Below are 18,965 nucleotides of genomic sequence, written 5' to 3' on the forward strand. Positions count from 1 at the left end.
GAAGATATGAATTGGAAGAAATACATCAAGAAGGCTTTGTGCCTGGCATTTGAACCGATACGACGTAATGCTAACTTCTTTACGTTCATGTATATTTTGGGCATACTGACTGCCGTAGTAACGCTCCCGAGATGGCGTGAACTCTACGACAACCTGTATCTGGAACTGTTTTTCGACCTCTACATCGTTTGTGCCGTCTTGGCTTTGATTCCTAAGAAAGTACGCTTCTGCATCAGAGGTGTGCTCTATCTCATCTTGTATGCCGTGGCGATAGCTGATGTCTATTGCTTCGTCAATTTCGGCTCCACGCTCAACCCTTCCATGCTCATGCTGGTGGGCGAAACCAACAGCAGCGAGGCAAGCAACTTCATCGCAGCCTGCCTCTCTACCGAGGTTATCTTCAGTAGTGTGGGCTGGGTATTGCTGCTTATCCTCGTGCAGATACTCACCGCCTTCCGCCGTTTCCGCCATTTCATCTGGAAAGTATCGGTACTCTTTGCCTCCTTCAGCAAACCGCTCTACGGTTGGCTTACCCTTCATATTGATCGCATCACCCGACTCCTGCCTCAGGTAGCCGGCATCTGCTGCATCGCCCTCTTCATCTGGAGCGCCTGCACTTCCTGGCACAACAAAATGGCCATCCACAAGCTGATGACGGGCAAGACTATCGGCGAAGTGGAACATACCCTCACAGAGAAGGACTGCGCCAATCTCTACATGCCTATCTACCGTCTCTATTTCAGCATCTACGCCAATAAGTTGGCAGCCAACCAGATTACCCAGCTGATTCATGCTGCCGACAAGGTGGAGGTAGATACCTGCACCTACCGTTCGCCACAGATTGTGCTCATCATCGGCGAGAGCTTCGGCAAGCAGCATTCCCAGCAATACGGTTATTTCATGGATACGACTCCTTATCAGGTGGCATTGGAAAAGACCAAGAAGCTGACCAAATTTACGGATGTCGTGACCTGCTGGAACCTCACCAGCTTTGTTTTCAAGAACGTATTCTCCACTCATGTCATCGGCGAGAAGGGCGAGTGGTGCGACTATCCTCTCTTCCCGGAAATCTTCCGCAAGGCAGGTTACCACGTCACCTTCATCACCAATGAATTTCTGCCGCAGGCCAAGGAAGCCGTATATGACTTCAGCGGCGGTTTCTTCCTCAATAATCCGAAACTCAGCAAGTTGCAGTTTGACAGCCGCAACACGGAGCTACACGCCCTGGACGACGGACTGCTGGAGGACTATGACAACGGACTGAAGGAAGCTGAAACCAACAGTAAGTATAATCTCACCATCTTCCACCTGATGGGTCAGCACGTGGATTACAAGACCCGCTACAAGCACAGTCAGACCCATTTCTGGGCGGGCAGTTATGAGGACAAGCGCCCAGAGCTGACCGACAAACAGCGCAAGGTGCTGAGCCATTACGACAACGCCACCCTTTACAACGACTCTATCGTGGCGCAGATTGTGAAGCGCTATTCCAAGAAGAACGCCATCGTCATCTACATGCCCGACCATGGCGAGGAGTGCTATGAGGGCAACCGCGGTTTCATCTGCCGCAACCATTCTGCCAATATCGACTGGCCTTTGGCTCACTACGAGTTTGAGATTCCTTTCTGGATTTTCTGTTCCCAGAAGTACATCAGCAGCCATCGTGACATCTACCGCCAGATTCGCAAGGCGAAGGACAAGCGTTTCATGACCGATGCCTTGCCTCACCTATTATTATATTTGGCAGGCATCGAGACTCCTACCTACAATCCGAAGTACAACATCCTCAGCCCAGAGTATGACGAAATGCGCCCTCGCATCCTGAAAAACAGCGCCGACTATGACAAGTTGAGGGATGCGGAAATGGAGAAGCAGAAAAGGCTGAAGGATGCAGAAGCTGCCATGGGACATAAAAAGAAAAAGAAATAGGAATATTGCATATTCAAAACAAAATACGTAATTTTGCACCCATAAAAAAGAATATGCCCCTATCATTAAATAAAGAATAGGAGAAATAAGATATGAATACACCCACTTTAAGTCGTTCGGAATGTAATGTGCTGCGAGGACTTGCCATTATCGGCATTTTCCTGCACAACTACTGCCATTGGATAGGTTCTATCGTCAAGGAGAACGAGTATCAGTATTTTCAACACAACGTGGACTGGCTGAACCAGGTTTTGGTCAATCCAGACCTCAATCTGCCGTTCCATCTCATCTCATTCTTCGGACATTATGGCGTACCAGTATTCCTCTTTCTGAGCGCATACGGACTGGTATTGAAATATGAAGCAAAGCCACATCTTGATGCCTCTACACAATTTGTCAACATCAACGGAAAGACGATGTGGAACTGGAAAGAGCCGCTTCGCTTCATCCGCTATCATTATCTGAAACTCTTCAAGATGATGATTGTGGGATTCGTGGCATTCACCATGCTCGACTACATCACATACGGTCCGCACAAGTATGCTACACTTGATGTTGTGGCGATGTTAGGTATGTTTAATAATATATTGCCCGACCCAGACCGCATCATCTGGCCAGGACCATTCTGGTTTTTCGGATTGATGCTCCAACTCTATATTGTCTATCGTCTGTTCATCTATCGCAAACATTGGGGATTCACCGTAGGACTGATGGTAGTCTGCATAGTGATACAGATAGCGTTGGGATGGGACAATCCAGAGAGCGAGGCGATGAACCGCTACCGCTATAATTTCATGGGAGGAATGTTGCCATTCGGGTTAGGTGTACTCTATGCCCGATATGGCGAGAAGATATTGATGACTTTCCATCACAACGTGACGAATTTCTTCGGCATCATCTTCTGCTGCTCCATCATCTACAGTCTCAGCGGCAGCATGATGGGATGGACCTTCGTGCCCCTCTTCATCTGTCTGCTCAGCGTACTGACCGCCAAATTTCTTTCAGGAGTCAACTGGTTGTCAGGAGTCAACAGGATATTGGAATGGATGGGCGGCATTTCGGCGGCACTTTTCGTCTGCCACCCTATCACACGAAAGATTTTCATCCCTATCAGCCGACAGGGAGATATGTATGCAGGTCTGCTCCTCTACATCGTATCGAGCATCTGCCTGGCTTGGTTGTTCACGCAACTGATGAAGAAAATCCCAAATCCGAAGTTTTAGAAGCTTTTTTCGTTTTCCACCTCCATAATAAGAATACAAACAAGAAGACAAGAGGATTCTTCACTCTTCGTTCTTCACTCTCCACTTAGCTTACGCCTATGAAGATAAAAGATATAGAACTGGCGAATATCAGCCGATTTCGTGGTGAACTGATGGGAGCAGCCATGCTCTTCATCATCCTCTTTCATGTGGGATTGCCACGTGAAGATGCTTTCTATGGACTTCGCCGAATGGGAAATGTGGGAGTAGATATGTTTCTCTTCCTCAGCGGAATCGGTCTGTGGTTTTCATGGGTCAAGAATCCTGACGTTAAGCGTTTCTTCATCCGCCGTTATCTCCGCATTTATCCTGCCTGGCTCATCATCGCCTGCCTCTTCTACATTCCCCGTTTTCATGGCGGAAGTACGTGGGACTGGATTTATCTCTTCGGAGAGATTTCCATCAACTGGGGTTTCTGGCTGCACGATGAGTTGAACTTCTGGTACATTCCTGCCACGATGATGCTCTATCTCTTTGCTCCAGGCTATATGGAACTCATCAGGCGCCATCCTATCTACCGTTGGCTGCCCGTGGTCATGGTGATGTGGTGCATTCTGGTGCAATACGTTACTCCTATCCATCAGGCAGTTGGTCATCTGGAAATTTTCTGGAGCCGTGTACCGATATTCTTCATCGGAATCAACATGGGCGAGATGGTGCGCCGCAAGGATACGCTCGACGGGGCAAGCATCTGGATGATCTGGATCATGTTTCTGATGACGCTTCTCTCCAGCATCTTCCTGGAGCAGGTGAAGCATGGTCAATTCCCGCTCTTTCTGGAAAGAATGCTCTATATCCCGCTTACAGTAACCAGCATTCTGCTGCTCAACCGCATCTTCCGCCGCACTCCGAAATGGGTAAACAAGGCATTCATGTTTGTGGGCGCTTTGAGTCTGGAGGCCTACCTCATCCACATCCACTTCGTGCTCTACTATATCGAGAAATGGCATTGGAGCTATTGGCCTACCTTCTTCACCTGCATCGCCATCACGCTCCCTGCCTCCTGGATATTGGCTAAAATCGTGGGCTGGATTTCTAAGGAATTAGGCAAAATCCTGATGGAGAAGGAGAAAGGAGAATGAGAAATGAGAAATTAGAAGGGAGAAAGGAGAACTTTTTTGAAAAGGAAAAAGGACTTTGGAAAAGGGAAAAGAGGAACGAAAGGAAAAAAATAATCAAAATAGGACTTTATGAAAGAAAAAGAAATAGATAATATAGAAAAGGACAGTAAGGGGTTGTCTGCCCTGATGCGTCTCATTCGCCCGAAGCAATGGATCAAGAACGGCTTTATCTTTATGCCGCTCTTCTTTGGCGGAGAACTTTTCAATACCGGTGCCCTGCTGGCAGGAGTCATCGCTTTCTTCGCCTATAGTTTTGCTGCTTCCAGCATCTACTGTTTCAACGACATTTACGATGTGGAGGCAGACCGACGTCATCCCGTGAAATGCCATCGCCCGATAGCTTCCGGAGCCGTATCGGTAAAACAGGCGTATGGACTGATGATTCTGATGCTGGTGCTTTCCATCGGTTTCAGCAGTCTGTTGGATGGTTGGGAAACGATGGGCATTATCCTTTTCTACTGGTGCCTGAACTTAGGCTATTGCGCAAAGTTCAAGCAGTATGCCATCATAGACGTTTGCATCGTAGCCTTCGGTTTTGTGCTCCGTCTGCTGGCAGGTGGTGTGGCAACGGGCGTGGTACTGAGCAAATGGATTGTGCTGATGACCTTCCTCATCACCCTCTTCATGAGCTTTGCCAAGCGCCGCGATGATGTGATAAGAATGGAGAAGACCGGAGAGGCTCCACGCAAGAATACGAGCCGCTACAATCTGACTTTCATCAATCAGGCGATTACCATTACCGCCTCGGTCACTCTGGTCTGCTACATTATGTACACAGTAAGTCCGGAGGTTCTGGAACATTTCCATACCGACAAACTCTATCTCACAACGGTTTTCGTTCTGGTAGGACTCTTGCGCTACATCCAGATAGCAGTTGTTGACCAGCAGAGTGGCGACCCTACCAAGATTCTGCTCCGCGACCGCATCACTCAGGTTATTGTAATAGCCTGGCTTGCCGCCTTCCTGTTCCTCATCTATATCGCATAAGGCATGAAACGGAATACAGATTTAGATTTCATCCGATCCATTCTCATCATACTGATGATCCTCATCCATATCGTGAGTTTCGGGAATGCTTATCCTCATCTGAAGGCAGGCATTCTCTCGTTCATGATGCCTACCTTTCTCATCATCACGGGTTATCTGGTGAACATCGGGAAAACGGGCAGGCAGTTTGGCAAATATCTGCTTTGTCTGGCCCTGCCATACATCATCATGGTGACGGGATTTTCCGTGCTCTCCTATTTCCTGCCAGTAAGAGATGGCATTACCGAACTCTCCCTGTCGCAAATCGCCCAAAAAATTTTCGTCACTTCCATCGGTCCGTATTGGTTTATCCAGACCATGATTATCTGCGGAATCTTGTATTACGGGAGCTTCCAGGCTTGTGATACAATCAGCAAATACAGGGGGCGTTGTTCTTGCAGGAATAATAAAGAGAATGATTCTTACAAGAATAGTAAGGAGAATGATTTTTGTAGCAATAGTAAGGAAATTGAGCCTTGCTGCAATAGTAAGGAGAATAATTCTTGTAAGAATAGTAAGGGGAATGATTCTTGCAGCAATATAAACAAGGGAAAGACGGAGGAGGAAAACCTGTCTTTAACAACCCGCCTTTTTCTCTTGGCGATTCTGATGCTGCTGATGAGCAAGACCCCTGCCCTGAACATCACGGCTGCCATTTATTATTTTGCCGGAGTCGTTATCCGCCAATGCCGCATCGACTTCAACAAGGTTTTCCGCCCTACTCCCTTGGCGTTCATTCTCTGGCCTTTCATCCTCTATCGGGAAGACCTCTATGACTGGGGGAACATAGCTGTTGCTTTCTCCTGCTGGTGCTGCATTTCTGCGCTTATGTGGTTGAACCAATATTACAAGTCGCAAATGATAGGAAAGTCCACCTTATTATATATAGGTAAGAACACGTTGCCGATTTATCTCTTCCATCCCATCTTCACAATGGCGGCGAAATTCTATCATCCTCTGTTCGCCTTCGACAAGAGTGAAATTCTCCTGGCCGCTTTTACCATTATCCTTGCCATCGCAGGAAGCATCGCTATTGCCAAGGTCATGGAAAAAACGAAATTAGCTTATTTCTTCGGGAAAAAGGATATACTGAGATAAAATGACAAATGACAAATGAGAAATGAAATGATGAAAAAAGAAAAAATATATTGTTTCGATTTTGACGGAACGCTCACAAAGAAAGATACACTCATCGAGTTTATCAAATTCTGCATGGGGAAGACGCGCTTCCTCATGGGTTTCCTGCTCTACAGCCCCATCCTCGTGCTGATGAAACTGCATCTTTTCCCCAACTGGAAAGCGAAGCAGATCATTTTCAAGCACTTCTTCGGCGGTATGAGCATCGAAGATTTTGATGATTACTGCGTCAATTTTGCTGCCAAGAATCTCTATCTGCTGCGCCTGAGTGGTATTGGAAAAATACAAGAAGCCAAACGCAAGAAAGAACGGGTATTGATCGTAAGCGCCAGTATCGACAACTGGGTGAAGCCTTTCTTCGACTTCCAAAATCTAACTGATGTGGAAGTTCTCGGCACCCAGATAGAAGTAGCCAACGGTAAAGTAACCGGCTATTTCAAGACCAACAACTGCTATGGCGAGGAGAAAGTTCATCGCATCTGCGAAGCCCTGACCCGTACCATCAATAATGGAAAGGGAGCCTCAACACTCGATTTCGACCGTACACGATATGAAATCGAAGCGTTCGGAGACAGTCGTGGCGATAAGGAAATGCTCGCCTTTGCCGACCAAGGACATTATAAGCCGTTCAGAGATTCTCTCTAAACGGCTTATTTTATTCATATTAGGAATTTATCAATTTCCTGGATTAACCCAACTTCTTTATTCATCAATTCCCAGGATTGACTAAACTTCTTTAATCATCAATTCCCATTAGATCCTATAAAACTTTGAAAGAAAGGATAAGCTCCCCATCTGAGATGGATGTTTTACTTCAAAACTTTAGCCAAGAAATCGCTGGCGATATGAGCGGCTTGCTCTTCTTTATCATATATTTCATTCCATCCGGAATGTTACATGATAGCCTGCCACATTATGCTCGGCAAGGGAGAGATTGATGGATTGCATCATCAGCATCTGGCGGGAGATGGAGAGGCCGATGCCTGAACCTGATGGCTTGGTGGAGAAGAAGGGGATGAACATCTCCTTTGCCACATCGGCAGGGATGGGGTCGCCATTGTTGCTGAAATAGATGCCTGAGAATTGTGAACTCTCGATGCTCTCTGGATGTTTGTGGAAGCATCGAATGTCGATGGCTGAGGCGTGAGCCTCGATGGCATTCTTGGTCAGATTGATAAATACCTGGCGCAGCATGTTCTTGTCGGCAGACCAGGTGGCATCTTCGGGGATATGGATGTGCCATTCTATCTGAGGATAGAGCGGCTTGATGCCTTCCACGAAATCCTTGAGTGGAATGTTCTCGATGACAGGATTTTGTAGCTGGGTGAGCTTGCGGTAGCTGTCCACAAAACTGGTGAGCGATTTGCTGGTATCTCGAATGGCTCGGATGCCTTCCTCATAAGACGAACCTTGGATGTCGGGATTGCTAAGATAGGCTTGGCAGATACTGGAGATGGGGGCGGTGGCATTCATAATCTCATGGGTGAGCACACGGGTTAGCCTTTGCCAAGATTCCACCTCATGCTGCGCCACCAGTCTGCCGATGTCGTTCTCCATGTCGTTGAGGGCTTGCTGCAAGGCTCGTTCTCCAAAGAGTAATCCCTTGGTGGATAGGCGGAAGGAGTAATCGCCATTGCGAATAGCCTCTTGCATCAAGAAGGCACGGCTCTTCAGGTTGCGCTGGTGACGCAAGAAGAGATAGATGATACCTCCTATGACGAGGAGTATGATACCTATTATATATAGGTGGAAAATGGTGTTCATATCAGATGTTTATAATCATGAATGATTGTGATAAAGAATTATCGCTTGAGCTTGGCATAAAGCGTTTGGCGAGTGATGCCGAGCAGTTCGGCGGCACGAGAGATGTTGCCGTGGCATTGATCCACCACCTTGTGGATATGAGTGGTCTCGATGCTCTCCAGAGTCTCCACTTCCTGGCTTCGGTCGATGGCATCTTTTAGGGTTCTGATGAGTTCGTCATTATCCCAAGGCTTGGTTACAAAGTCGGCGGCTCCGCTTTTCAATCCCTTGATGGCTAGCTGCACGTCGGCAAAGGCGGTGATGAGTACCACGGGGATGTGGGCGTGGAGCCGGCGGAAGGTGCGGAGCCAGAGCAAGCCGTCCTGTCCGCTGTTTACGCCGAGCGAGAAGTTCATGTCGAGCAGGATGAGATCTACCTGCTCCTGTTGCAGCAGCGTGGGGGCGGTATCGGGGCGAGACAGGGTGAGAATCCGTTCGAACGTATTGCTCAGACAGATTTTCAGCGCCGTGAGTATCGACGGATTATCGTCGATGACAAGAAGGGTTCCGTATTTCATATCTTTTATTTTTTTTGTTTGCAAAAGTACGCTTTTTTCCCGAAACGACAAACAAAAACGGGGCTGTTGTGTGATAATCATACAATAGAGTGTATGAATTTCATACAATCCACCTTCCGGGCTGCCGGAAATCTTGGCAGAAAACGGGAGAAGCCGTAACTTTGCAGCAGCTAACGAAAACAGGGAGATGGTATTCTTCCTTTATCGTTTGATTTTAGTGAAACAAAAAATAAATGAGTATATGATGAAAAGTTATGTGAAATTCTTATCACGCAACAAGCTTTATGCCACCATAGAGGCCTTGGGCCTCTCGGTGGCACTGGCTTTTGTGCTGATACTCGTTTCCTACGCTACTGCAGAGTACCGTGTGGGAACGAATCTGAAACAGGCTAAGGAACTCTATGTAGCAGGTTCAGGCGATTATCTCGGAATGACCTGGGGCACAGCCAAGGAGTTCTTTCCTTCCATCCCGGAAATCAAGGGATGGACAAGATTTGGTGAATATTATGCTCCGCAGGGAGCCATGATAGATGGACAGTATTATGAGGCAAAATATCTGGCTATCGATCCGAACTTTTCCCAGTTCATGGGTTACAAATGCCGTGGTTGTGCGCCTGATCATCTCCTTTCGGATGCTCATCAGGCAATGGTTTCGGAATCTTTTGCCAAGAAAGCCTTCGGCAACGCCAATCCTATCGGCCGTACCATCCAATGCGGTAAGCTGCAACTCAAGGTGGTGGGAATCATGGAGGATTTCGACCGTGAGGACCTTCTTGACCCATACGATATTTTCGTGTCGATGAAACTGATAGAAGCTGAGGCTCAGCCGATGGATCAGTTTGGCTCCTGCATCACGGTGGCACGACTGGCAAAGGATGCTGACCCGGGAAAGGTGAGACAGACCTTGCTCGGCAAATACATGAACTACTGGAAGGAGTGGAAGAAGGAATCGGATGGAGTCAGCTTTATGTGGGGTTGCCATTTTGTAAGATGGGACCAGATTCATTTTACGGATGATGAAGTCGATATTTTCAAGCATGGCAATCGTACTCTCGTGAATATCCTCCTGGTTGTGGCGCTGGTTCTGCTGCTCTCAGCCCTCTTCAATTACATCAATCTTACGGTGGCTCAGATTGGCAACCGTGCGAAGGAGATGGCTACCCGAAGACTGCTGGGCGAATCGGTAGGGGGCGTGATGCTTCGCTATCTCAAGGAGTCGGCGCTCTTCACGGCAGTCTGCTTCCTGCTGGGCTTGTTGATTTCCTGGGCATTTATCCCGTTGTTCAATTCTATGTTGGATACGAAAATCGACCTGTTCCATTCCTTCGACCTTCTGTGGTTCCTGCCGTTGGCTTACGTCATCATTTCCATCTTTGCGGGAATCCTTCCTGCCATCGTGGTTTCCCGTTTCAATCCGATAGATGTGGTGAAGGGAACCATCCGCATGCGCAGCAAGATGTGGTTCAGTAAGATATTTATCGTAGCCCAGAACGTCATCAGTATCACGCTGGTAGTCATGGCGATAACGATGATGCTCCAGATGAAGCATCTTGCCGATTTGCCGTTGGGTTATCAGACGAAGGATATTGTTTCCATCTATTCTTCCTTGGATGGTTCGCCGGAGAAGATGTCTATTCTCAAGAACCGATTGAAAGCGCTCCCTGAGGTGGAAGAGGCAACTTACGGCAACGCCAATCCTATCAGCAGCTGGGGAAACGGCGTGCATGATGACAATGAAAAAGTGATAGGAATGCTCCGTATGTTCATGGCTGATTCTACGGCGATGAAGATGTTGGGATTCAAGGTGATTGAACAGTATTGCGAGCCAACCTATGGTAAGATTTGGGTAACGGAAGAGGCGAAGCGTGCCTATGGCGTTTCTGCCCACAAGCCTTGGTTCGGAATGAGAATGAAGGATGGTAAACATGAATATGAGGTGTGCGGCGTGATTGCCGATTACCATAGTGGAGATGCGCTGAGCGAGAATGAGAAAACGGAGCATAATGCCATTGGAGTCATTACCCCGCAGCAGGGTGGATGGTCTGTTCTGGTGAAAACCCGTGGCAATCATGCCCAGGCGCTGCAGGCTATCCGGAATACCTGCAAGCAGGTGGCTAAGGAACTGGTAGGCGTTCCTACGGAAATGGAGATGGAGTATATGGATGATACGCTGAAGAACAACCTCAAGGACAAGCATAATATGATGGTGCTCATCATCACCTTCATGAGCATCTCTATCCTGATTTCTGCCCTGGGTCTCTTCGGAATGTCGGTCTATTACGGCAACCAGCAGAAGCGTCAGATTGCCCTGCGCAAGGTGATGGGCGCTTCGATTGGGGATGCGGCTTGGCAACTGGCTAGGAGATTCCTCGTCAGTTCGCTGGTGGCTGTGGTCATCGCCATCCCTATCTGCGTGAAGCTGATGCAGACTTATCTCATGGATTTCGTCCATCGCATCTCCTTCCCTTGGTGGGTGTTGCTGGCTGGCGCCATCTTTACTTTATTGATAGCCTTTGTTTCGGTTATCGGCTGCACCCTGCGTACGGCGATGTCGAATCCGATAGACAGCATCAAGGCTGAATAATGAGTCATAAACTTTAAAAAGATTTCTAACGATAAAAAAGATTTCTAACGATGATACGAACAGAAAATTTAACTAGAATATTCCGCACGGAAGAGGTGGAAACCATCGCCCTGAACGGCGTAAACATAGAGGTAGAAGATGGTGAGTTTATCGCCATCATGGGTCCTTCGGGATGCGGCAAGTCAACCTTGCTGAACATCCTGGGCTTGCTGGATAGTCCTACGGAAGGCAAGTATTGGTTGAATAACGAGGAAGTGGGCCATCTGAAGGAGCGTGATCGCACCGCCTATCGCAAGGGTCGCATCGGCTTCGTGTTTCAGAACTTCAATCTTATCGACGAACTTACCGTTGAGGAAAATGTGGATTTACAGCTGAAATACCTCGGAGTAGGAAAGGCAGAGCGCAAGGAGCGTGTGCTCGAAATTCTGAGAAAGGTGAAGCTGAGCCATCGTGCCAAGCACTATCCTCATCAGCTTTCGGGCGGTCAGCAGCAGAGGGTTGCCATCGCCCGTGCCGTGGTGGGCAAGCCTAGCATCATCCTTGCCGATGAGCCTACGGGTAACCTCGATTCCAAGAATGGTATGGAGGTGATGCAGTTGCTCAGCGAACTGAACGAAGAGGGAACCACCATCGTGATGGTGACGCACTCCAAGCACGATGCTACCTACGCCAGTCGCATCATCAATCTGTTTGATGGACAAGTGGTGGATGCGATGAATGATCAGCTTTAAGCTTTGGTTTCTGTCCAACAATTAGACGGTGGTGTCTAATTGTTGGACAGTTTGTTTAATGAGGGTTTTTATTTAATGGCTTGATTATCAGGAGAAACGCTGTTTTGGCACGGCTCTTGCCCTTATCATGCCAAAATGAAGAAGATTATGAAAAGAATAGGAATATTGATAGGATGGTTGGTCTGGGCGGCTGGCGCTTCAGCACAGAGCTGGAGCCTTGACGACTGCATGAAATACGCCGTGGAGCACGCCACGGAGGTGAAGCGGGAGGTGGTAAACGCCCGCCAACGCAAGCAGGATTACCAGCATGCTGTGGCAGGATTCCTGCCTACCGTTACGGGTGGCGTGCAGGGACAGTATGCCTGGGGACGAAACATTGACCCGGAAACCAATACTTATAATAATGTAACGACATTCAACAACTACTATCAGCTTTATGCCGAACTGAATGTCTTCGATGGTTTCGCCACCATCAACGCCTTGAAGCAGGCTAAGTTGAGCCGGGATTATTCTGCCACGGCGATGCAGAAGATTCGGGACGACCGAGCCATCGACGTGATGCAGAAATATGTGGATGCTGCCTATGCTGAGGCAAGCATTCGGATAGCAAGCGAGAAACTGAACGAAAGCAAGCGGATGCTGGCTAAGATGAAGCGACTGTATGAACTGGGCGAAAAAGGGCGCCCGGATGTGGTGCAGATGGAATCGCAGGTGGCAGAAGATGAATACAATCTTACGCATCAGGAGAATGTGGCAAAACAGAGTCTGCTCGCCTTGAAATCCGCGATGAATTTTCCGGTGGATGAAGAACTGAAAATTCTGATTAATGAGGAGCAGAATTTGAAGTTAACGTCTGATAATAAAAAGGTTTCTGAATCTGGAGTAAACTACGAAACCGTTTACCAGAGTTTCCTGAACATCTCTCCCGATTTGAAGTCGGCAGAATACGAAGTGGAGCGGGCACGGTATGATTACAAGATTGCAAAAGGCAGATTGCTGCCATCACTCTCTCTCGGTGGCGGCATTTCTACCAACTATTATAAGAATCTCTCTCAGAAAGGGCAATACGATGGGTTTGCCTCGCAGTTTCGCAACAACCAGGGCGAATACCTCGCGTTGACCCTTTCCATACCTATTTATAATAGCGACCGCTGGCACAGCGTGAAGAAGGCACGCAACGACTGGCAACTGGCACAGGTGAACCTGGAGGAAACCCGTCGCAAGCTTCACGACCAGATAGCCCAGGCGGTAATGGATGCAGAAGGTTACGCCAAGGAGTTGCATCAGATGCAGAAGAAGGTGGCCTCCGATTCGCTCGCCTATCACATGTCGAGCCGGAAGTTTGAGGAAGGAATGCTTTCCACCTTCGATCTTCATACCGCAGCCCAGACGCTTCTGGAAAGCAGAATCAAGGAACTCCAGATGCAGATGCTGCTCATTATCAAACAAAGGTTGGTTGCTTATTACCAGGGAGAAAATTTAATTAAATAAACCTGGAGAATGCAAGTGAATTCTTCACTTTTCGTTCTTCACTCTTCACTTAAATTATGGATATAAAGATAGAAAAGAAAAAATATCTCGTGCCTCGCAAGTATTGGGCATGGATTGGCGGAGGAGCGGTTTTGATCGCAGTCCTCATTTGGTTGGGATTGAGCAATTTCTCTTCCACTCTGAAGGTGGATAGGAAGGGATTGAGCATCGGAACCGTAGAGAAGGCGCAGTTCAACGATTATGTTTCGGTGGATGGACAGGTGGTTCCTATCTCCGTGGTGCAGATCAGTTCCGAGGAAGGCGGTATTGTTCTGGAGAAAGTGGTGGATGAAGGTGCCCACGTGAACAAGGGCGATGTGATCGTGAAACTGAGCAATTCGAATCTCGACCTGGAGATTCTGAATGCCGAAAGCGAACTTGCCGAAAAGCAGGACATGCTTCGCAATACTCAGATTTCGATGGAGCAAGACCGTCTGAACAACAGCAACGAGGAACTGTCGCTTTCGCAGGATGTCATTACCAAGCGCCGCTCCTATCTGCATCAGGAGGCGTTGCACAAGGAAGAACTCAATTCGCGCGAGGAGTATCTGAAGGCTAAGGAAGATTACGACCTTGCCGTCAAGAAGCATGCGCTCATCAGCAAGCGATTGAAGAAGGATGCCCAGCTCCGCCGTTCTCAGATGGATCAGATGGGCGATAATTTGGAAGCCATGCAGAAGAATGTGCAGCTGGTTCGCCAGCGCAAGGAGAAACTGAACATCCGCAGCACCATATCGGGTGAAATCGGTTTGCTCGATGTGGAGTTAGGACAGAGCATTCAGGCAGGACAGAAGATTGGCGTCATCAACGACCTCAGCGATTTCAAGGTGCAGGCGCAGGTGGATGAGCATTACATCGACCGGGTAAAACCGGGACTTACTGCCACTTTCGACCAGAACGGCAAGCATTATCTCCTGCAGGTTCGCAAGGTTTATCCCGAGGTAAGAGATGGCAGGTTCCGCATCGACTTCGTCTTCAAGGGTGTTCGCCCAGGCAACATCCGAACTGGTCAGACTTATTATGTAGATTTGCAGCTCGGTCAGTCTAAGCAGGCAATAATCATCCCTAAAGGCACGTTTTATAGTGTAACGGGTGGTCAATGGATCTTTGTTTTAGACAAGAGTGGCAAGAAGGCTTATCGCCGAAAGATCACCATCGGTCGCCAGAATCCTCAGTATTATGAGGTGATTGAAGGCTTGGAGCCAGGCGAGCAGGTTATCGTTAGCGGCTATGAAGCCTATAAGGATAATGATGTATTAGTTTTTAATTAGTAGTGATTAGTTAGTAATGATTAACTAGTAGTGATTAGTGATAAATTGGGCTAACGCCCTAGAAACAGGATATTTGATATGAATCATATTATTAACGCATTCAAAAATCTGCCTCGAAGAGGCCAGCACAATTTCGTGAAGATATTGTGTCTGGCGCTCGGATTGGCAATCAGTTCGGTAATTATTGCCGAGATTTATTTCGAGCAGACCTACGATACGTATTTCCCTAGTTGGGAAAGGACGTATCTGATTTCGGAAGTGGGTACTAACCATGGCGAAACCATGGAGTTTACCAATACTTCAGGAGCCACTGCCCAAGGTGTAAAGCAATATGCGCCTATGGTGGAAGCTGCTACCAGTACTCTCTATTTTTATGATGATGCCCAATGCAAGATGGAAGACCAGAACATCATTTCTGCCAATATCAGGATGGCAGACAGTTGTTTCTTTGATGTCTTTCCACAGAAGATATTGATAGGCAAGGCTAAACAGATTCTATCCCAACCCTTATCCTGTCTCATCGATTCAGAAACGGCAGCAAAGATTGGCGGTAATGTTGTAGGTAAGCATTTCACGCTTTCTAATTATCCGGGAACCACTTTTACCATCTATGGTGTTTTCGAAGCGTTTCCATGGGGTTCTTCCTTTCATGGTACGCAGATGATTCTGTCGAGGTGTAGTGTGCCATACGTATATTCCTATGATGGCAGAGGCCAATGGGTGGGAAATGATAGCTATAGATCCTACATCCGGTTGGCAAAGGGGCATGAGGCAAAAGAACTCAAGCCTTACGTGAATAAGATGCGAGAGGATCATTTCCCTTTGAAGGAGATGAAGAATATGGGAATAGAACTGAACTATGATTTCACGGTATTGAGCGATGTTTACACCCAAGACCCTTATGTCAAGAAGATGGGATGGATTATGGGAATTATTGCTTTTGTCCTCCTCTTTACTTCTGTGATGAACTATCTGCTTATCATCGTGGGAAATCTTGTGGGTCGTTCTCGCGAAATGGCTGTCCGTAAGTGTTATGGTGCCGAATCGAAGAACATTCATGCCATCATTTTCTCTGAGGCTTTGGTGCATGTGGGGCTGGCGGTTGTTCTTGCGGCTGTTCTTGTGTTCCTTTGCAAGGGAACCATCGAAAACTTCCTTTCTGCTCCGGTAAGCACGTTGGTGCTTAATCGTGGCAGTTGGATATTGGTGGCTATTTGTATTCTGGTACTGCTGGTTGGCGGCTTGTTGCCTGGTTGGCTTTACAACAAGATTCCTGTAGCCATCGCTTTCCGTGGCTATAATGAGAATCGCAACCGTTGGAAACTTGGTTTGTTGGGTGTCCAGTTCGTTATTTCTGGTTTGCTGTTCAGTTTGCTTTACATCGTGAATGGTCAATACCAGCTGATGTTGGGGCTCAATCCTGGGTATGATTACGATCATGTAGCGATTGTTTCGATAGATGCCAGCAATAGAGACCAGCGCAACCAATGTCTGGCAGAAATCAGACGGATGCCGAATGTCAAGGATTGCAGTTCGACTTTTAATGTTCCGCTCGATGGGTATGATCGTAGTGGAAATATGGTTGGAGTACCTGGCGACGAGAAGAATACCTTTAATATCATGGAGATGTCGGGAGTGGACGACAATTTCTTCAAGATGCTGAATATTCCTATCGTTCAGGGTTCTTTCTTTACGGAAAGAAATGACAGTTGCCGACAGGTTATTATTGATGAACGAGGTGCTGAGAAACTCATCAAAACGTGGCATTGGAAGGATGGCGTAGTTGGCAAGCAAATTACCTGTACAGGACATGATAATAATATCTTTACCATTTGTGGCGTGAGCAAGAATATCCGCTGGGGGGCTGCGGAAACCGGGGGTGATGGAATGAATGGATTTCCTGACTTGTATTTCTATTCTGCCAAGACGGCTTACTATATGTTGGTTAAGTTTAAAGAACTGAAGGATGAATCGTTGTCAGAGTTGCAATCGAAGGTGCAGGCGATGTATCCGAACAATAAGGTCATCGTGAAGAGTTATGCTTCAGAATTGGCTAACCAGTATGCTTCCCAGCTCAATTTCCGCAACGGAATCTTGGTTGCCGGCATCGTAACGATGATTATCGCCCTCTTCGGATTGGTGGGCTATACGAGTGATGAGGTGAACCGCCGCCGCAAGGAGATTGCGATCAGAAAGGTGAACGGAGCCAAGGTGAAGGATATTCTTCGCATCTTCCTGAAGGACATTATGAAGATTGCCTTGCCTTGCATCATCGTGGGCGATTTGGGGGCTTGGCTGATAGCCAGACAATGGCTCATGTCGTTCAGCGAGAAGATTACGATGACGCCTCTGCTGTTTATCGGCGTTACCATCATCTTGCTCGTCATCATCGGGCTTTCCGTCGTCATCAACTGCTACAAGGTGGCGAATAGTAATCCTGTGAAATATCTCAAGGATGAATAAGTCTCCCACAGATTTCACAGATTTAAGGGCGTATGCCCTAATTTAACATTCAACATTTAACACTTAACATTGAATAAAATGATAAAAGTAGAGAATCTTTGCAAGTCATTCCGCACAGAAGATGTGGAGACGATTGCTTTAAATAATGTATCTTTCACAGTAGAAAACGGCGAGTTTGTTGCCATAATGGGACCATCCGGTTGCGGAAAATCTACCTTGCTCAACATTCTCGGTTTGCTCGACAACCCAACTTCGGGAAAATATTTCCTGGGTAATCACGAGGTGGCAAACTTGAAGGAAAAGGAGCGTACGGATGTGAGAAAGGGAGAAATCGGATTTGTGTTCCAGAGTTTCAACCTGATAGATGAATTGAATGTAGAGGAGAACATCGAGCTTCCTCTTACCTACCTCAATATTCCGAAGGCGGAGCGCAAGGCAAGGGTGCAGGCGATTATGAAGCGAATGGCCATCAGCCATCGTGCCAAGCACTTCCCTCACCAGCTTTCGGGTGGTCAGCAGCAGCGAGTAGCCATCGCCCGTGCCGTGGTCTTCGGTCCCAAGCTCATCCTTGCCGATGAGCCTACGGGTAACCTCGATTCCAAGAATGGAGCCGAGGTGATGCATCTGCTTACCGAGCTGAACCACGAGGGCACCACCATCGTCATGGTGACGCATAATGAGCACGATGCCAAGATAGCCCATCGCACCATCCGCCTGTTTGATGGACAGATTGTGGAGGCGGAGGGCAATCAGCTTTAGTGTTTCTGTCACTTTTGAGCGTATGACGCTATGCTTCATTAGAAGAGAAATGTCATAAATCGCTTGGTATTGGCCTCTTTCTGCTTCAGCTCTTCTTTCATTCTCTGTATTGCCATCTTGAAGAAGAAGCGGATGAGGTGCTCGTCCGTAGCTTCCGTACGAATCATGCGGAGGGCAGAAATGTATTCCTGGCGGGCTTCGGATGGGATGATGAGGAGAGGATGATTCAATCTTAAGAGAATGTAGTTGCTGATGAGTCGTCCTGTTCTTCCATTCCCATCACGGAACGGATGAAGATATTCGTAGAAGCCATGGAAGCGGGCGGCAAGAATCATGGGATGAACGGCTGCCGAAATGATGGCTTTTTCAGTAGATTCCAACAGCTTGGGAACTCTGGCGATGAGTTCTTCGTGGTCGCCAAATACCGTATCGCCTGCTGCCATGTCTGTGGTGGTGTATTCGCCCGGAATAGCTTCTGGAGAACGATAGGAAAGCGTATGGCTGGTAACCCGCCTGTTGATTTCTTTCAGAAGCTTCTCGTCGAGTGGATGCTGCGTGTTTTGCATCATGTACTCAAAGGCTTCGAAGTGATCAAGCATTTCGAAAGCCTCGAAGAGAGTCTTTCCGGCAGGAATCATCCCCAGGCCTTTCTCCTTCAGTTCCCGGGTATCATCTACGGAGAATGAGTTGCCTTCAATGGCGCACGAATGGGTAGAGAAGAGTACTTCATTATATTTGATGTACTCTTCTCTATCCATTTTATTGATGATAAGGGTTTGATATTTTCCTCTCAAATCCTCGTATTCCTTGATTTCCTTTTCGAATGCCATA

Annotated in this window: 16 protein-coding genes; 13 read left to right on the plus strand and 3 right to left on the minus strand. The window is 47.6% G+C overall.

The window, feature by feature from the left end; all coding sequences use genetic code 11:
• Positions 1 to 6 precede the first annotated feature (6 nt).
• The 7 genes from KUA50_RS10150 (at position 7) to KUA50_RS10180 (ending at position 7,120) form a co-directional block, all read left to right on the plus strand.
• Positions 7 to 1,929, plus strand: coding sequence for a phosphoethanolamine transferase (locus tag KUA50_RS10150; protein WP_218457259.1), 1,923 nt, complete (start codon positions 7 to 9; stop codon positions 1,927 to 1,929).
• Between the two features lie 92 nt (positions 1,930 to 2,021).
• Positions 2,022 to 3,152 carry an acyltransferase family protein gene (locus KUA50_RS10155; protein ID WP_218457208.1) on the plus strand — a complete coding sequence of 377 codons (1,131 nt, stop codon included), beginning with the start codon at positions 2,022 to 2,024 and terminating at the stop codon, positions 3,150 to 3,152.
• A 98-nt stretch (positions 3,153 to 3,250) separates the two neighbouring features.
• Entirely contained in the window at positions 3,251 to 4,273 is a 1,023-nt protein-coding gene (locus KUA50_RS10160; RefSeq protein WP_218457209.1) for an acyltransferase family protein, read from the plus strand.
• Entirely contained in the window at positions 4,270 to 4,404 is a 135-nt protein-coding gene (locus KUA50_RS10165; RefSeq protein WP_255415326.1) for a hypothetical protein, read from the plus strand. The genes KUA50_RS10160 and KUA50_RS10165 overlap by 4 nt, the downstream gene beginning before the upstream one ends.
• Positions 4,382 to 5,299 carry a decaprenyl-phosphate phosphoribosyltransferase gene (locus KUA50_RS10170; protein ID WP_218457210.1) on the plus strand — a complete coding sequence of 306 codons (918 nt, stop codon included), beginning with the start codon at positions 4,382 to 4,384 and terminating at the stop codon, positions 5,297 to 5,299. The genes KUA50_RS10165 and KUA50_RS10170 overlap by 23 nt, the downstream gene beginning before the upstream one ends.
• Positions 5,300 to 5,302: 3 nt before the next feature.
• Positions 5,303 to 6,436, plus strand: coding sequence for an acyltransferase family protein (locus tag KUA50_RS10175; protein ID WP_218457211.1), 1,134 nt, complete (start codon positions 5,303 to 5,305; stop codon positions 6,434 to 6,436).
• Positions 6,437 to 6,466: 30 nt separating this feature from the next.
• Entirely contained in the window at positions 6,467 to 7,120 is a 654-nt protein-coding gene (locus KUA50_RS10180) for an HAD family hydrolase (protein WP_218457260.1), read from the plus strand.
• Between the two features lie 231 nt (positions 7,121 to 7,351).
• Here KUA50_RS10180 and KUA50_RS10185 read toward each other — a convergent pair whose 3' ends face one another.
• Positions 7,352 to 8,239, minus strand: coding sequence for a sensor histidine kinase (locus tag KUA50_RS10185; protein WP_218457212.1), 888 nt, complete (start codon positions 8,237 to 8,239; stop codon positions 7,352 to 7,354).
• Between the two features lie 38 nt (positions 8,240 to 8,277).
• Entirely contained in the window at positions 8,278 to 8,796 is a 519-nt protein-coding gene (locus KUA50_RS10190) for a response regulator (RefSeq protein WP_119248442.1), read from the minus strand.
• Positions 8,797 to 9,037: 241 nt separating this feature from the next.
• On the opposite strand from KUA50_RS10190, the gene KUA50_RS10195 reads away from it, so the two are divergent.
• From KUA50_RS10195 to KUA50_RS10220, 6 genes are all read left to right on the plus strand, one after another.
• On the plus strand, positions 9,038 to 11,380 hold the full coding sequence (locus KUA50_RS10195; RefSeq protein ID WP_218416184.1) for an ABC transporter permease: 2,343 nt from the start codon (positions 9,038 to 9,040) through the stop codon (positions 11,378 to 11,380).
• 50 nt (positions 11,381 to 11,430) lie between these two features.
• Positions 11,431 to 12,111, plus strand: coding sequence for an ABC transporter ATP-binding protein (locus KUA50_RS10200; protein WP_218416183.1), 681 nt, complete (start codon positions 11,431 to 11,433; stop codon positions 12,109 to 12,111).
• Positions 12,112 to 12,258: 147 nt separating this feature from the next.
• Positions 12,259 to 13,602, plus strand: a complete 1,344-nt coding sequence (locus tag KUA50_RS10205; RefSeq protein ID WP_256620917.1) for a TolC family protein — start codon at positions 12,259 to 12,261, stop codon at positions 13,600 to 13,602.
• Positions 13,603 to 13,658: 56 nt separating this feature from the next.
• Positions 13,659 to 14,912 carry an efflux RND transporter periplasmic adaptor subunit gene (locus KUA50_RS10210; RefSeq protein ID WP_218416176.1) on the plus strand — a complete coding sequence of 418 codons (1,254 nt, stop codon included), beginning with the start codon at positions 13,659 to 13,661 and terminating at the stop codon, positions 14,910 to 14,912.
• 78 nt (positions 14,913 to 14,990) lie between these two features.
• On the plus strand, positions 14,991 to 17,375 hold the full coding sequence (locus tag KUA50_RS10215; protein WP_218457213.1) for an ABC transporter permease: 2,385 nt from the start codon (positions 14,991 to 14,993) through the stop codon (positions 17,373 to 17,375).
• Positions 17,376 to 17,453: 78 nt separating this feature from the next.
• Positions 17,454 to 18,134 carry an ABC transporter ATP-binding protein gene (locus KUA50_RS10220; protein ID WP_218457214.1) on the plus strand — a complete coding sequence of 227 codons (681 nt, stop codon included), beginning with the start codon at positions 17,454 to 17,456 and terminating at the stop codon, positions 18,132 to 18,134.
• A gap of 38 nt (positions 18,135 to 18,172) precedes the next feature.
• On the opposite strand, the gene KUA50_RS10225 is transcribed toward KUA50_RS10220, so the two are convergent.
• Entirely contained in the window at positions 18,173 to 18,964 is a 792-nt protein-coding gene (locus KUA50_RS10225) for a Fic family protein (RefSeq protein ID WP_218457215.1), read from the minus strand.
• Between the last annotated feature and the right edge of the window lies 1 nt (position 18,965).

This window comes from Segatella hominis, assembly GCF_019249725.2.
GTDB lineage: Bacteria > Bacteroidota > Bacteroidia > Bacteroidales > Bacteroidaceae > Prevotella.